Consider the following 14854-nt stretch of genomic DNA (forward strand, 5'->3'; position numbering starts at 1 on the left):
CCCCGGCCGCCCGCTCGCCGGCCCCCGCCTCCCGAGGCGGGGGCCGGCGGCTTTCCGGGGCCGCGGCCAAAGCCGTTTCCGTGCGGCGGCGCCCGCGCGACACTGGCCGGATGAGACTCTTCGCCGCGGTGCTGCCGCCCGGATCAGCCGTCGCCGAGCTGGCCCGGCAGGTCGAGGCGCTACGCACGCTGCCGGGCGCCGGGCGGCTGCGCTGGGCCGGGCGCGACGGCTGGCACTTCACCCTCGCCTTCTACGGCGAGGTCCCCGACGAAACCCTGCCCGAGCTGCGCGAACGCCTGGCCCGCGGCGCCCGTCGGCACGCCCCGTACGGGCTGCGGATCACCGGCGGCGGACGGTTCGACGACCGGGTGCTGTGGGCGGGCGCGGACGGCGATCTGGCGGCGATGCGGAAGCTGGCCGGCACCGCCGCGGCCGCCGGCCGCCGCACCGGCCTCATCGTCAACGGGCGCCACGGCTACACCCCGCACCTCACCCTGGCCCGCAACCGCGACCCGCGGGTGGACCTCGCACCGTTCGCCGCCGCGCTGGAACCCTTCGACGGCAGCCCCTGGACCGCCGCCTCGCTCGCCCTCGTCCGCAGCCACCCGCCCGCCCCGGGCGTCGCGGGCGCCCACCCCCGCTACGAGACGGTGGAGGCGTGGCCGCTGGGCCACCCCGGTCGCTGAAACGTTCGGAACGGGCCCGGTACGCTCACAGGGTGGACCCGAAAACCCGGAACCGGATCATGTCCGGCCTGCTCGCGCTGCTGCTCGTCGTCGTCATCGTGGCGGCCGCCCTGCGCTGATCCGTATCCCGCACCCGGCGGCCCGCCCCCGGGAGGACGGACCGCCGCATCAGGGCCGCGCGGTCACCGGGCGGCGGCACGGTCACCAGGCGAACGCCTCCGGGGAGGCACCCGGTCCCGGGAAGATCTCGTCCAGGGCCGTCAGCAGCTCCGGCGGCAGCTCCAGGGCGACGGCGCGGAGCGCCGAGGCGAGGTGTTCCGGGGTGCGCGGGCCGGTGATCGGGCCGGTCACGCCGGGGCGGGTCAGCAGCCAGGCCAGCGCCACCTCACCGGGCTCCAGACCGTGCTCGGCCAGCAGATCCTCGTACCGCGTCAGCTGTGCGCGCACCACGGGATCGGCGAGCGCGTCGGCCGCCCGGCCGGAGGTGGTGCGCGCCGCGCCGCCCTCCCGCTCCTTGCGCAGCGCGCCGCCCAGCAGCCCGCCGTGCAGCGGCGACCACGGGATGACGCCGAGGCCGTAGCTCTCGGCCGCCGGGATCACCTCCATCTCGGCCCGCCGCTCCGCGAGGTTGTACAGGCACTGCTCGCTGACCAGCCCGTACGAGCCGCGGCGGCGGGCGGTCTCGTTGGCTTGTGCGAGATGCCAGCCGGCGTGGTTGGAGGACCCGGCGTAGAGGATCTTGCCCTGCTGGACGAGGACGTCGATGGCCTGCCAGATCTCGTCCCACGGCGTCGCGCGGTCGACGTGGTGGAACTGGTACAGATCGATGTGGTCGGTGCCCAGGCGGCGCAGCGAGGCGTCGACCGCGCGGCGGATGTTCACGGCGGAGAGCCTGTCGTGGTTGGGCCAGGCGGGCGCGCCGTCGGGGGCCATGTTCGCGTAGACCTTGGTGGCCAGCACCACCTTGTCCCGGCGCCCGCCGCCCCGGGCGAACCACGAGCCGATGATCTCCTCCGTACGGCCCTTGTTCTCGCCCCAGCCGTAGACGTTGGCGGTGTCGAAGAAGTTGATCCCGGCGTCCAGGGCGGCGTCCATGAGGGCGTGGCTGCCGGCCTCGTCGGTCTGCGGGCCGAAGTTCATCGTGCCGAGAACGAGACGGCTGACCTTGAGTCCGGTGCGTCCGAGCTGCGTGTACTCCATGCAGGCAGCCAACGCCTTCGAGCGCGCTCGAAGCAAGGAGGGGCGGGGTGTGGCGGCTCAGCCCGCCGCGTACTCGGGGGTCCGGGCGCCGGGCGCCGCCGCGTACGGGCCGCCGATGCCCCATGCCGCGTGCAGCGTTTCCGCGAACGCCGCGGCGAGGGCGTGCTCACCGGCGGGGGAGGGATGGGTGCCGTCGTAGGTGTGGTGGGCGAGGTCCCAGGGGCTGGGGGCCGGGGCGAGGAGGAAGGGGGAGGCGGGGGTGGTGAGGTCGGCGGCGGTCTCGGCGAGGAGAGTGTTGAAGCGGGCGCACTCGGCGGCGAACTCCGGGTCGTCGGCGGCGCGGGAGTTGGCGAGGACGGGCAGCAGCACGGCCCGGATGCGCGGGTCGGCGCGGCGGGCCGCGGTCAGGAACGCCCGTACGTTCGCCGCGGTCTGGGCCGCGTTGGTGTAGAAGCCGAGGTCTATCAGGCCGAGCGAGACCAGCAGGGTGCCGGCGCGGTGGGCGCGTACGGCGTCGCCGATCAGCGGCGCCATGTGCAGCCAGCCCTCGCCCCACCCGGCGAGGTGGCGACGGGCCTCCGGCGGGAAGGCCGGGTCGGCGTAGCGCTGCGAGGTGGCGGCGTCGGCGGCGGTGTCGTGCAGCCCCGCGCGCGGCCCGACCAGCGAAAACGGCCCGTCGTGGGTGGCGCGCAGGTGCTGCCACAGGCGGTAACGCCAGGTGAAGTCACCGCAGCTGCCGATGGTCATCGAGTCACCGACGGGCATGATCCTCATCCCGCCATGATCTCCGACGCCGTTACCGGGCGGTACGTGACCCTGCCCACGCGGGTCGCATATCGGGTGCGGGCGGCGCACCGGGCGCGGGCGGCGCCGCGCGCCCCGCGCCCGCTCCTCCCGGGGTTGTCCACAGGCTGTCCCCTGCCGGACCGCGGGATGGCACCCTGAGCCCATGCGTTCGCTTCTGTGCGCGGCCGGTGCCGCGGGGCTTTTGATGAGTGGGGCCGTCGCGCCCGCGGCCGCCGACGAGCCGGACGGCTTCCGGATCAGCGACCACCGGATCACCGAGTCCAGCGGCCTGATCGCCAGCCGCACGCACCCCGGCGTCTACTGGACCCACAACGACAGCGACGACGGCCCGTACGTCTACGCCGTCGACTCCCGCACCGGCCGCACCGTCGCCACCGTCACCCTGCGCGGCATAGGCGACCCCCGCGACGTCGAGGCGATCTCCATCGGCCCCGACGGCAACATCTACGTCGGCGACATCGGCGACAACCTCGACGGCACCTGGGACCACGTCTGGATCTACCGCTTCCCGGAGCCGAAGCAGCTGCGCGACCAGACGGTCACCGCCACCCAGTTCGACGTGAAGTACGCCGACGGCCCGCGCGACGCCGAGGCGCTGATGGTCCACCCGAAGACCGGCCGGGTCTACATAGCCAGCAAGAAGCAGGGCGGCGGCGGTGCGCTCTACGCCGCCCCCGAGCAGCTGTCGACGTCCCGAACGAACGTCTTCCGCAAGGTCGCACCGATCGACCTGTGGGTCACCGACGGCTCGTTCTCCCCCGACGGCACCCGGCTGATCCTCCGCAGCTACTTCGGCGCCCGCATGTACGCCTGGCAGGACAACCGCCCCAAGGACCTCGGCAGCGTCGGGGTCCCGGTCCAGCAACAGGGCGAATCGGTGAGCTTCACCCCCGACGGCCGCACCCTGATGTTCGGCTCCGAGGGCGCGAACAGCCCCGTGGAGCCGGTCGGCCTGAGCGGCAATCAGCTACCCGAGTCGGCAGCGGGCCAGGGCCCGGACAACGGCAAGAACGGCTCCGGCAGCTCCGGGGACGACACGACCCTCAGCCCCGGACTGATCAAGGCGGGCCTGGTGCTCGTCCTGGCGACGGTGGTGGTGACGGGGCTGCGGAGGGTGTTCAGACGGAAGGGGTGAGGGGCTGTTCCCTGGTCGAGGGGGCGCACCTTCTGGCCGCGGCAGTTGTTCGCCCTGCCCGCGACGATGGCTGCGGCGACTGTCTTCCTGGATAGGGCTGATCACATGGGCAAGAGCACCGAACTGGCGCCGGGCGTGAACCTTGCCGGGCTGAGGAAGGAACGCGGGCTCACCCAGAGACGGCTGGCGAGGCTGGCCAATGTCAGCGTTTCTTTGCTCTCCAAGATCGAAGTGGGGGACCGCACCCTGACCCCGGCCATCGCTGCCGATCTGGGCAGGGCCATGGGAGTGAGCATGGCCGAGGTGCTGGGCCAAGCCTCGGTGCCCCAGGGGGATGAAGCGCGTCTGGCGGGCCTCCGGTCGGCGGTCCGGGATTACGATCTGCCCGGGTGTCAGGCAGTCGAGGGAGACGCTCTCCGGGCTTCCGTACGTGCCGCCGGACGCCACCGGGACAAGGCGGAGGTGGACCGGCTGCTGGCGCTGCTCCCCGGGCTTCTGCGGAACGCGACGACGTATGCGTATGCGGCCCACACGACGGAGGGCTGGATGGCGCTGTCCGAGGTCTACAGCAGCGTCTACTGGCTGGCCGCCCGGCATCGTTGGATGGACATGGCCGAGCCGGCCGTGACGCGTCAGAGCTGGGCCGTCGAGCAGAAGGCCACCCCGCTGGGCAGGGCCATTGCCGCTAGGGACAGGGCCGGGGCCTATCTGAACGGCGGCGACTTCGAGGGCGGCCTCATGGTGGTGGACCGGGCCATCGGTCAGGCGCAGGCCGGTCTGTCGGGGCAGGAAAGGGCCTTCGCGGTCGGACTTCTGAACCTTCGGGGGATGACCTTGGCCGGACGTCTCAAGGACAAGAAGGAAGGAAAGAAGGAAAGAAGGAAGGAAAGAAGGAGGCGGAGCGCCACATCGCTTCGGCCTGGGAGGCCTCCGCATGGTTCCAGCGGGACCGGAACCGGCACAGCATGATCTTCGGGCCCCGGAACACGACCACGCACGTTCTGGCCACCCGGCTCGACCTGGGGAGGCCCCGCGAGGCGCTGAAGGTGGCGGAAAACCTGGATGCGGCCCTGGCGGGCCTGCCCGCCACCCGTGTCGCGCCGTCCCGGATGAACCTCGCCAGGGCCCGGCTGGACGTGGGGGACCGCGACGGGGCTCTGGAGTCCTTGTCGGACGCGTGGGAGGCCGCTCCGCAGATGGCCCGGATCCACCCCATGGCGATGGAGGTCTTCCGCGTCCTGTCCGCCCTGCACCGCCGCAGCAATCCGGAGCTGCTACGACTGTCCAAGTTGTCCGGCATCCCGGTGTGAACCAGCGTCATCCCGCTGTCCGGCGAGGGCGGTCGTCAGGCGAGGGCGTTGGCCCCGCCCCTGCGGCACGAGGCCAATGCCCCCGCCGGCGAGCCCCCTCACGGCCCCGAGCGGAAGCGGCTCCGGCTCAGCGCGGTGTGCCGAGGATGCAGAACTGGTTGCCTTCCGGGTCGGCCAGGACCTTCCAAGGGGTGTCGCCCTGGCCGACGTCGGCGGTGGTGGCGCCCAGGGCCTGCAGGCGGGCGGCCTCGGTCTCCTGGTCGTCGCCGCGGTACGGCATCACGTCGAGATGGGCGCGGCTCGGCGCGGACGTCGGGCCGGTGCGGCGGATGAGTTCCAGGTAGGGGCCGACGCCCTGGGCGGAGCGCAACACCGCGCGGTCGTCGGTCACTTCGTGCAGGGTCCAGTCCAGCGCCTCGTCCCAGAACCGGGCCAGGGCGCGCGGGTCCGCGCAGTCGACGACCAGCGCGGCGATCGGGCCGGTGTCCCGGTAGATCTCGCGCGGCTCCAGCACGCAGAAAACATTGCCTTCGGGATCGGCGAGGACCGTCCACGGCACGTCGCCCTGACCCACGTCGGCGGGGGTGGCGCCGAGTTCCAGCAGGTGTGCGACCAGCTCCTTCTGGTGGTCCGCGGAGGTGGTGGCGAGGTCGACGTGCACGCGGTACCGCACCGTTTCGGGGTCCGGGACCTTGACGACGTCGACGCAGACCGCCTCGGGGGCGGGCCAGCGGAAGTCATGGGGCTCCACGTTGGTCACCCCGGGGCCCTCGCTGGACAGGCCCCAGCCGAGGGCCGCCGCCCAGAAGCGGCCGAGCGCCGCGTCATCGCGCGCCTTGAAGTTCACGTTCACCAGTCGCAGTGCCATGCGGTCGATCGTATGTGCTGGTCGTTGACGGGGGACGGTGGTGGGGGATTGGAGTGTGGGTGTGGCAACTCGCGTGCCGGTGGCGGCAGTTGGTGGTCGGCGGGTGGCCGTTTGGCCGTGGCCGTGATCGTGGCCGTGGTGGTGGCTGTGGTGGCTGGTGTGACGGAACGGGTGAAGGCGGGCGGTGGGGGCGAAAGTGCAGGTCCGGGGCTTCCGGGTGATCATCGGCATGGGGCCGGCAGGGGTCCGGCAGGGGTCCGGCAGGGGTTTCGGGAGGTGTTAGCCGCGCGTTAGCGGGACGCCAGCGCGAGGGCGCACCTTGGAGGGGTCGAACCTCACGGCCCGGCGCTCCGGGCAGGCCGCTCCCCCCATGGCAAAGGAACGCACCCTCATGTCGCACCGCACCCTTCTCCGTCCGGTCCGTACCACCGCAGCTCTCGCGCTCGCCGCGGCCGCCGCCTTCGGCCTGACCGCGTGCGACAACTCGGACGGCGGCGCGGACGCGGCCGGCAAGTCCTCCGCAGCCTCGGCGTCCGGTGCCTCGGGCGGTCAGGCGTCGAGCGGCGGTCAGGCGTCCGACGACGCGAAGCCGGGCGCCGCCGGGACCTCCGGCGGCTCGGGGACCTCCGGCGGCTCGTCCGGCGGTTCGACCGGTGGCTCCGGCGCCGGTGCGGCGACCGCGCGGGAAGCGGCGGCGGCCGCCTCGCAGGACAACGCGAGCGACCGCTGCGAGGCCGACGTCCTGCGGCTGGAGCTGGGGCAGAGCGACACGGGCGCCGGCAACATCCGCTACCCGCTGTCGTTCACCAACACCGGCAAGAAGACCTGCACCCTGCGCGGCTACCCCGGCATCGCCCTGCTCGCCAAGGACGGCTCGGCCATCGGGCACCCGGCCGACCGCGAGGGCTCCGTGGACGGCGCCGTGACCCTCGCCCCGGGCGGCTCCGCGCACACCGTGCTGCACACCATCAACGAGGGGCTCAAGGACGGTGGTTGCTGGAAGGACGCCGCGCTGGTCCAGGTGTACGCGCCGGGCTCGAAGACCAAGATGACCGCCCGCGCCGCCGACGGCCTGCGGGTCTGCGGCAACGAGTTCCTGGTCTCCGCCCTCGCCTCGGGCAGCGGCAGCTGACCCCGGGCCCGCTGCGGGCCCTTCGCGCCCGGGCCGTCGCGCCCGGGCCCACGAACCCGGCTCAAGGGAGTGCCTGCCCCCTTGAGCCGACCCACGGCCCCGGGTCACCCGGCGCCGGCACCGGACCTCCCCCGCACGGTCCGGCGCCGGGTGGCGACCGGGGCCAACCCTGCCGGATGCCGGCACCGCCCCCCGTCGGTGCCGGCCTCCGGTGCGTTCACCGCCGTACGGATGCCGGGTGCCCGGGCCGCGGCGCCGGCCGCTACAGCGCCCCGCCCTCGTTGTCCCAGCGTTTCTCCGCCGCCGCGTCGGCGTCCCTGGCCTCGGGCTCCTTCAGGCCGGTCAGGCGCAGTTCGTAGTGGAGCGTGGTGTCGCGCATGATGCGGTGGGCGATCGGGACGAACAGGCCGTGCAGCAGCGGGTACTTGCGGGTCAGGCTGCGGCCGGCGCGGCGGTACTCGCGGGTCGCCGGATCGAGCAGCCGCACCCGCGCCCGGTAGGTGGGGCCGGTGGGGCGGCCGCGCCAGGTGGAGCAGCAGATCTCCACCTCGGGGAAGTTCCGCATCCGCTTGACCTTCGCCGCCTTGCCGTACGTACGGAAGTACGCGTGGTCCCCGTCGACGGAGAGGTTGACCGGGGTGCCGACACCGGTGCCGTCCCGTTTGAAGGTGGTGAGCAGCACCGCGCCCTGGCGTACGAAGGAGGCGAGGTCGGGGTCGGTGGGTGGAGTGCTCATACCTCCCATGGAGGCACAGGCGGCGGCGTTCGGCCCGTGGGGGCGGGGCCGTTCGGGCGGACGGCCGCCCCCGGGCACGGACGCGGCGCGGCCCCCGGATCCGGGCGGGATCCGGGGGCCGCGGTGCCGTACCGCTCCGGGGCCGGCCGCCGGACGGCCGTGCCCCGGGAGGGTCAGAGCTTGCCGATGACGTGGTCGATGCAGACCGTCAGCGCCTCGACGTCCGCCGGGTCGATGGCCGGGAACATCGCGATGCGCAGCTGGTTGCGGCCGAGCTTGCGGTACGGCTCGGTGTCGACGATGCCGTTGGCGCGCAGCGCCTTCGCGACCGCGGCGGCGTCGACCGAGTCGTCGAAGTCGATGGTGCCGATGACCTGCGAACGCTTCGCCGGGTCGGTGACGAACGGGGTGGCGTACGACGACTTCTCGGCCCAGCCGTACAGGGCGGCGGCGGAGGCGGCGGTGCGGCCCGTGGACCACTCCAGACCGCCCTGGCCGTTGATCCACTTCAACTGCTCGTCGAGCAGGAAGAGGGTGGCCAGCGCCGGGGTGTTGTACGTCTGGTTCTTCAGGGAGTTGTCGATCGCCGTCGGCAGCGAGAAGAACTCCGGGATGTGCCGGCCCGAGGCGTGCACGGCGCGGGCGCGCTCCAGCGCGGCGGGGGAGAAGGCCGCGAGCCACAGGCCGCCGTCGGAGGCGAACGACTTCTGCGGGGCGAAGTAGTAGACGTCGCTCTCGGTGATGTCGACGGGCAGACCGCCCGCGCCGGAGGTGGCGTCGACCAGCACCAACGCGCCCTCGTCGGCGCCCGCGACCCGCTTGATCGGGGCGGCGACACCGGTGGAGGTCTCGTTGTGGGTCAGGGCGTAGACGTCGGTGCCCGCCTCGGCCCGCGGCTCGGGGTGGGTACCGGGGTCGGACGCGACGACGGTGGGCTCGGCGAGCCACGGCGCCAGCTTGGCCGCCTTGGCGAACTTCGAGGAGAACTCGCCGAAGGTGAGGTGCTGCGACTTGTTCTCGATCAGGCCGTGGGTCGCGATGTCCCAGAAGGCGGTGGAGCCGCCGTTGCCGAGGATCACCTCGTAGCCCTCGGGGAGCTGGAACAGATCGCGTACGCCGTCGCGCACCGAACCGACCAGGTTCTTGACCGGGGCCTGGCGGTGGGAGGTACCGAGCAGGGAGGAGCCGGTGGCGGCCAGCGCGGCCAGCGCCTCCGTCCGCACCTTGGAGGGGCCCGCGCCGAAGCGTCCGTCGGCGGGCTTGATGTCAGCGGGAATCTGGATATCAGCCACGCAGGCAGCCTAATCCGTCCCCGATCCGGGCCCGACGCCCCGTCCACCGGGTGAGATGGGCCGTCCTGCGTGTGGGTGGGCACGACGGGGGCCATCGGTAATGAGCAGGTAAAAGGACGACAAGGATTTCTGCCGGCCCCCGGTTTCACGGCGCGGGCGGACGGCGCGCCATCCCTCGTGAGGGTGACCGTGCGTACCCGTGTTGACCTGGGGGAAATCGCTTCGTCCAGGAGGGCGGAACGACGGATCGGCTTGCGTGTCGCAAGGCAATCAACGGGCAAAATTTGCAAAGTTCTCTACGGCCCCGCAACGAGCGAGGACTCCCCTTCCTTTCGATATGACGCCTCCCTTCGGCGTGCCCGCCAAACGCCGGGTGCCGACGGGGAGGGGTGATATTCCCGCCTACCCGAAATGAGGACCCCATGACGTACGGAAACGCGCTGCGCGAGGAAATCCGATCTCCCGGAACGACCCCGCTCATCGGCGTCTACGACATGTACTCGGCATCCATCGCGGCGAGTCGGTACAACGGTTTCTTCGTCTCCGGATTCGGCTTCGCCGCCTCGCATTACGGGCTGCCCGACATCGGTTTCATCGCCTGGCCCGACATGGCCGCCTTCGTCGAAAGGCTGCGGCTGGCCTTTCCGGACCACCATCTGCTGGTCGACATCGACGACGGCTACGTGGACCCCGAGGTCGCCTGCCACGTGGTGCAGCGCCTGGAGCGCGGCGGCGCCTCGGGCGTCATCCTGGAGGACCAGATGCGCCCGCGCCGCTGCGGGCACGCCGACGGCAAGCTGGTCCTGCCGCTCGACACCTATCTGGAAAAGCTGAACCTGGTGCTGGCGAGCAGACAGGACATGGTGGTCGTCGCCCGCACCGACGCGACGGAGGAATCCGACATCCTGCGCCGCGCCGCGGCACTCGCCGAGACCGACGCGGACGTGGTTCTCGTCGACGGCGTCCGCAGCGTCGAATGGATCCGCCGTATCCGTAAGGTCATCGGCGACAAACCGCTGCTCTTCAATCAGATCGCCGGCGGAAAATCCCCCCGCCTCTCCCTCTCCGAACTCGCCGATCTGGGCTGTCAGGTCGCCATCTACAGCACGCCCTGCCTTTTCGCCGCGCACCGTGCGATCGATGTCGCCCTCGAAGACATTCAGCATTCCGACGGCCGGTTGCCGGAATTCTCCGGAGCCGGGGCGATCGGCGTCCAGCGCTCCACGGAATTGCTGGAGAAGAACCTCAGCCGGCATCGCGCTCCGCAACGGGCGACGGCCCGCGTCTGACGGCCTGCGGGGCGCCGGACCCGGTGGCCGTGGTCCGCGCCGCGCCCCCGGGCCGTGGCCGGAGAGAGGGCAGAGGAGAGGAACGACATGAGCGGACGGAGAACACAAGTGGCGGGAGCGACGGGCCGCAGGCGGCGGAAGCCACCGGGAACAGGGCCGATCCGGAAGGCGGGGGCGGCCGTGGCCGTGGCGGTCGGCGCCTGCTGTGGGGTGCCGTGGGGCGCCGCCCCGGCCGCCGCCGACGCCCCCGACGGCGGGATGGAGACGCACCACGGCCCGGCGCTGCTCTGGATCGACAACTCCAACGCCGACTCCTGGCTGGAGGTCGACCGCACCCTCAACATCCTGGCCCCGCTGAGCAAGGGCACGGCGGGCAGCGACCACGACGGGGGCGGCGGCGCGATCGACCAGCGGGTGGAGAACGGAGAGGGCGTCAAACAGAAGACGGTGCCGCACGACGATCCCCGCTCGGAGGACGAGGACGAGGAGGAGGACACCCCGCCGCGCCACGAGAGCGCGGCCACCGGGGGCGACGACCCCGAAGGGGACGCGGACCACGACGACCGGCCGTCGCGTCGGGAGGCGGCGAAGCGGGGCTGACCTGCGGCTCCGAGCGTGGCCGTGGTGGCGCCGGGGGATCCGGTCGGTCCAGGACCGCGATGGCTTCGGCCTCGACCGGATGCCCGGGGCGTCGAGCGCCGCCACGCCCAGCAGAGCTGCCGGGGCCGACCGGTTGGCCCCCGGCCTCGCGGTCACCCGGTCCGACCGCCCTCGTCCCCCGCCGCCGCTTTCCGGACCCGTGCCCGGGAGGGACCATGGAAGGAGGACACCTGCGGGCGCCCGCCGTGAAGCAGCCGCTGACGTGGGGAAGTGAGCCGTGATGATGTTCTGGTACGGGAACGGCGGCGGATGGCTGTGGCCGTGGATGCTGGTCGGCCACCTCCTGTTCTGGGCAGTGATCGTCATCGTCGCCGTCCTGCTCTTCCGCGCCGTCACCCGCCGCCCCGGCCCACCCGCCGGCGGACACCCCACCTGGGGCACCCCGCCCGCATCCGGCGCTCCCGGCACTCCTGGCCACGCGCCCGGCGCCGAACAGATCCTCGCCGAGCGCTACGCCCGCGGCGAGATCGACGAGGAGGAGTACCGCCGCCGGCTGGCCACGCTCCGGGGGGAGCCGCCGGGTGCCGGGCCGCAGCCGGGGGCCGCGCCGCCGTCGGGGCCGGAGCCTCCGTCAGGGTCGACGGGGCAGTGAGCCGGTCCGAGTTCTACGACGACCCGCCACCCACCCCACTACGCCGTCCGCCCCCCCCATCCGCCCCACCCGGCCACGCCGTAACGCGGGAATCGGGTGTCCCGTGGGCAGGCTGCCTGCATGGGTGAACGTACCGAGAAGCAGCGGCAGGACCTGGTCCGGGAGTTGGCGGGGGTGGTGCGGGGGGAGGTCTCCGGGGACCCGGGTGAGCGGGCGCTGGTGACGATGGACGCGTCGAACTACCGGCGGGTTCCGGAGGCGGTGGTGGCGCCGCGGGATGCGGGGGACGTGGCGGAGGTGTTGCGGGTCTGCCGGGAGCGGGGGGTGCCGGTGGTGCCGCGCGGGGGCGGGACGAGCATCGCCGGGCAGGCCACCGGGGTCGGCGTCGTCCTCGACTTCACCCGGCATCTGCGGGGCATCGCGGACCTCGACCCGCAGACGCGGACCGCCACCGTCGAGCCGGGCGTGATCTGCGACGACCTGCGGGCCGCCGCCGCCCGGCACGGGCTGACGTTCGGACCCGACCCGTCCACCCACAGCCGCTGCACCGTCGGCGGCATGATCGGGAACAACTCCTGCGGATCGCATTCGGTCGCCTGGGGCACCACGGCCGACAACGTGGTGGAGCTGTCGCTGCTGACGTACGGCGGGGAAGCGGTGCGGGCCGGGCGCGGCACCGATGCGGCGGGCGCGCCGACCGGGCTGCCGCCGCGCCTCGCGGACGGCGTACGGACGCTCGTCGGGCGGGAATTGGCCCTGCTGCGGACCGGGTACCCCGAGCTGCCGCGGCGGATCTCCGGCTATGCGCTCGATGCGCTGCTGCCCGAGAACGGAAGCGATCTGGCCCGGGCGCTGACCGGCAGCGAGGGCACGCTCGGGGTGCTGACCGAGGCGACGGTGCGGCTGGTCGAGGCGCCGGCCGCGCGGGCGCTGGCGGTGCTCGGGTACGCGGACGAGTCCGGGGCCGCGGAGGCCGCCCACACGCTGTTGCCGTACGGGCCGCTGACCGTCGAGGGGATGGCCGCCGACCTGGTGCGGGACGCCACCGGGCTGCCCAGGGGCGGGGCCTGGCTGTTCGTGGAGACCGGCGGGGGGAGCCCGGCGGAGGCCCTCGCGCGGGCCGAGGAGATCTGCCGGGCGGCGGGCGGGGAGACCACCGGGCACACCGTGGTCGCCGATCCGGCGGGGCAGCGGGCGCTGTGGCGGATGCGGGAGGACGCGTCGGGTACGGCGACGCGCATGCCCGACGGCAGTGAGGCGTGGCCCGGGTGGGAGGACTGCGCGGTGCCGCCCGCCCGGCTCGGGCCGTATCTGCGGGAATTCCGGGCGCTCCTGGCCCAGCACGGGCTGCGCGGCACCCCGTACGGGCACTTCGGGGACGGCTGCATCCACGTCCGGATCGATTTCGATCTGCTGAGCGCGGCGGGCGTGCGGCGCTTTCGGGAGTTCTCCGTCGATCTCGCGGACCTCGTCGTCGCGCACGGCGGGTCGCTGTCCGGGGAGCACGGCGACGGACAGGCGCGGGCCGAGCTGCTGCCGCGGATGTACGGGCGCGAACTCATCGGCGTCTTCGAGGAGTTCAAGGCCCTGTGGGATCCGGCGGAAGGGCTCAACCCGGGGATGTTGGTGCGGCCCGCGCGGCTCGACGAGAACCTGCGGTTCGCGGCGTTGCCGCGCGGACCGGTGCCGGTGGCGTTCGGGTACCCGCACGACGGCGGGGACTTCTCCGCCGCCGTACGCCGCTGCGTGGGCGTGGCCCGGTGCCGTACGGAGCAGGTCGCGCCGGGCTCGTCGGAGGTGATGTGCCCGTCGTTCCGGGCCACCCGGGAGGAGAAGCACTCCACGCGGGGGCGGGCGCGGCTGCTGCACGAGATGCTGGCCGGGGAGGTCGTCACGGACGGCTGGCGGTCGCCGGAGGTGCGCGAGGCGCTCGATCTGTGCCTGGCGTGCAAGGGGTGCCGCAGCGACTGCCCGGTCGGCGTGGACATGGCCACGTACAAGGCGGAGTTCCTGCACCACCACTACGCGGGGCGCAGGCGGCCCGCCGCGCACTACAGCATGGGGCGGCTGCCGGGCTGGCTGCGGGCGGCCGCGCCGCTCGCGCCGCTGTTCAACGCCGCGGCGCGCACCCCGCTCGCCGCCCTCGGCAAGCGGCTCGGCGGCATCGCGCCGCAGCGCCGGATCCCGGAGCTGGCGGCGGAACCGTTCACCCGGTGGTTCGCCCGGCGCTCCCGGGGGCGGACGGCGCCGCTCGACGCCGCGCGGACCGTCGTGCTCTGGCCCGACACCTTCACCACCTACCTCGCGCCGCAGGTCGGCCGGGCCGCCGTCCGGGTGCTGGAGGACGCCGGGCAGCAGATCGCGATGCCGGGGCCCGGCGTCTGCTGCGGGCTGACGTACGTCTCCACCGGGCAGCTCGATGCCGCGCGCACGGTCATGCGCCGCACCCTGGACCGGATGGAACGCGCGGCCGGCCATCCGCTCGTCGTCCTCGAACCGAGCTGTGCGGCCACCCTCCGCACCGATCTGCCGGAGCTGCTGCCCGACGATCCGCGGGCCGCCGCGCTCGCCGCGTCCGTACGGACCTTCGCCGAGGCGCTGGAGGAGCGCGCCCCCGACTGGCGGCCGCCGCGGCTGGACCGGCCGGTCGTCGGCCAGACCCACTGCCACCAGCACGCCGTCCTCGGTGACGCGGCCGACCGGCGGCTGCGCGAGAAGGCGGGCCTGACCGGGACGCTCAGCGGCGGCTGCTGCGGGCTGGCCGGCAACTTCGGCTTCGAGGACGGCCACTGGGACGTCTCCGTCGCCTGCGCCGAGGAGCAACTGCTGCCCGCCGTACGGGACGCACCGGACGGCGCGGAGGTCGTCGCCGACGGGTTCTCCTGCCGCACCCAGCTCGACCAGCTCGGGCCGCGCCCCGGGCGGCATCTGGCGGAGGTGCTGGCCGAGGGGCTGGACGCGGCGGAGCGGGGCACGGCGGGCGGCTGAGGCGGGGCCGGGGCCCGGGAGACGGGCCCCGGGCGGGTCAGGGCCGGGGCGGGCCGTCGCCGAGGATCTGCTCGGCGGTCGCCGTCAGATCGGCACGGCCTGAAGCAGGAACCCGGTGGCGGGCCGGATCCGTACGGGACTTGACCCGGCGCACGGGGA

14 protein-coding genes are annotated in these 14854 nt (G+C 73.5%); 9 read left to right on the forward strand and 5 right to left on the reverse strand.

Going from position 1 to position 14854, the window contains the following annotated elements:
* Window positions 1-110: 110 nt before the first annotated feature.
* Complete coding sequence (thpR, locus tag ABT345_RS18505; protein ID WP_345079446.1) at window positions 111-686, forward strand: RNA 2',3'-cyclic phosphodiesterase; 576 nt, start codon at window positions 111-113, stop codon at window positions 684-686.
* A gap of 201 nt (window positions 687-887) precedes the next feature.
* Here thpR and ABT345_RS18510 read toward each other — a convergent pair whose 3' ends face one another.
* Together ABT345_RS18510 and ABT345_RS18515 are read right to left on the reverse strand one after the other, a co-directional pair.
* Window positions 888-1886, reverse strand: coding sequence for an aldo/keto reductase (locus ABT345_RS18510; protein ID WP_345079449.1), 999 nt, complete (start codon window positions 1884-1886; stop codon window positions 888-890).
* A gap of 57 nt (window positions 1887-1943) precedes the next feature.
* Entirely contained in the window at window positions 1944-2660 is a 717-nt protein-coding gene (locus ABT345_RS18515; RefSeq protein WP_345079452.1) for a GDSL-type esterase/lipase family protein, read from the reverse strand.
* 175 nt (window positions 2661-2835) lie between these two features.
* Here ABT345_RS18515 and ABT345_RS18520 point away from each other — a divergent pair, with 175 nt between their 5' ends.
* From ABT345_RS18520 to ABT345_RS18530, 3 genes are all read left to right on the forward strand, one after another.
* On the forward strand, window positions 2836-3828 hold the full coding sequence (locus ABT345_RS18520; protein ID WP_345079455.1) for a TolB-like translocation protein: 993 nt from the start codon (window positions 2836-2838) through the stop codon (window positions 3826-3828).
* A 105-nt stretch (window positions 3829-3933) separates the two neighbouring features.
* The gene (locus tag ABT345_RS18525) at window positions 3934-4797 is read left to right on the forward strand and encodes a helix-turn-helix domain-containing protein (protein ID WP_345079458.1); all 864 of its coding nucleotides are present in this window, start codon (window positions 3934-3936) and stop codon (window positions 4795-4797) included.
* Window positions 4794-5138, forward strand: a complete 345-nt coding sequence (locus ABT345_RS18530; RefSeq protein WP_345079461.1) for a hypothetical protein — start codon at window positions 4794-4796, stop codon at window positions 5136-5138. Before ABT345_RS18525 ends, ABT345_RS18530 begins: the two co-directional genes overlap by 4 nt.
* 127 nt (window positions 5139-5265) lie before the next feature.
* On the opposite strand, the gene ABT345_RS18535 is transcribed toward ABT345_RS18530, so the two are convergent.
* Window positions 5266-6006, reverse strand: coding sequence for a VOC family protein (locus ABT345_RS18535; protein WP_345079463.1), 741 nt, complete (start codon window positions 6004-6006; stop codon window positions 5266-5268).
* Between the two features lie 391 nt (window positions 6007-6397).
* On the opposite strand from ABT345_RS18535, the gene ABT345_RS18540 reads away from it, so the two are divergent.
* Window positions 6398-7138 carry a DUF4232 domain-containing protein gene (locus ABT345_RS18540; RefSeq protein WP_345079466.1) on the forward strand — a complete coding sequence of 247 codons (741 nt, stop codon included), beginning with the start codon at window positions 6398-6400 and terminating at the stop codon, window positions 7136-7138.
* A 262-nt stretch (window positions 7139-7400) separates the two neighbouring features.
* Here the strand turns inward: ABT345_RS18540 and ABT345_RS18545 are convergent, their stop codons facing one another.
* Together ABT345_RS18545 and serC are read right to left on the reverse strand one after the other, a co-directional pair.
* Window positions 7401-7874: a PPOX class F420-dependent oxidoreductase gene (locus ABT345_RS18545; RefSeq protein WP_345079469.1), complete on the reverse strand. Its 474-nt coding sequence runs from the start codon at window positions 7872-7874 to the stop codon at window positions 7401-7403.
* A gap of 173 nt (window positions 7875-8047) precedes the next feature.
* Window positions 8048-9166: a phosphoserine transaminase gene (gene serC, locus ABT345_RS18550; RefSeq protein WP_345079472.1), complete on the reverse strand. Its 1119-nt coding sequence runs from the start codon at window positions 9164-9166 to the stop codon at window positions 8048-8050.
* A gap of 422 nt (window positions 9167-9588) precedes the next feature.
* Here serC and ABT345_RS18555 point away from each other — a divergent pair, with 422 nt between their 5' ends.
* The 4 genes from ABT345_RS18555 (at window position 9589) to ABT345_RS18570 (ending at window position 14695) form a co-directional block, all read left to right on the forward strand.
* On the forward strand, window positions 9589-10455 hold the full coding sequence (locus ABT345_RS18555) for an isocitrate lyase/PEP mutase family protein (RefSeq protein ID WP_345079475.1): 867 nt from the start codon (window positions 9589-9591) through the stop codon (window positions 10453-10455).
* Between the two features lie 180 nt (window positions 10456-10635).
* Window positions 10636-11055 (forward strand): hypothetical protein, encoded by a 420-nt coding sequence (locus ABT345_RS18560; RefSeq protein WP_345079478.1) that lies wholly within the window; start codon window positions 10636-10638, stop codon window positions 11053-11055.
* Between the two features lie 280 nt (window positions 11056-11335).
* Window positions 11336-11707, forward strand: a complete 372-nt coding sequence (locus tag ABT345_RS18565) for an SHOCT domain-containing protein (protein ID WP_345079887.1) — start codon at window positions 11336-11338, stop codon at window positions 11705-11707.
* A 120-nt stretch (window positions 11708-11827) separates the two neighbouring features.
* The gene (locus ABT345_RS18570; RefSeq protein ID WP_345079481.1) at window positions 11828-14695 is read left to right on the forward strand and encodes an FAD-binding and (Fe-S)-binding domain-containing protein; all 2868 of its coding nucleotides are present in this window, start codon (window positions 11828-11830) and stop codon (window positions 14693-14695) included.
* Window positions 14696-14854 lie beyond the last annotated feature (159 nt).

Source organism: Streptomyces sp. NPDC000404, from assembly GCF_040300365.1.
In the GTDB taxonomy this organism is placed as follows: Bacteria; Actinomycetota; Actinomycetes; order Streptomycetales; family Streptomycetaceae; genus Streptomyces; species Streptomyces ramulosus.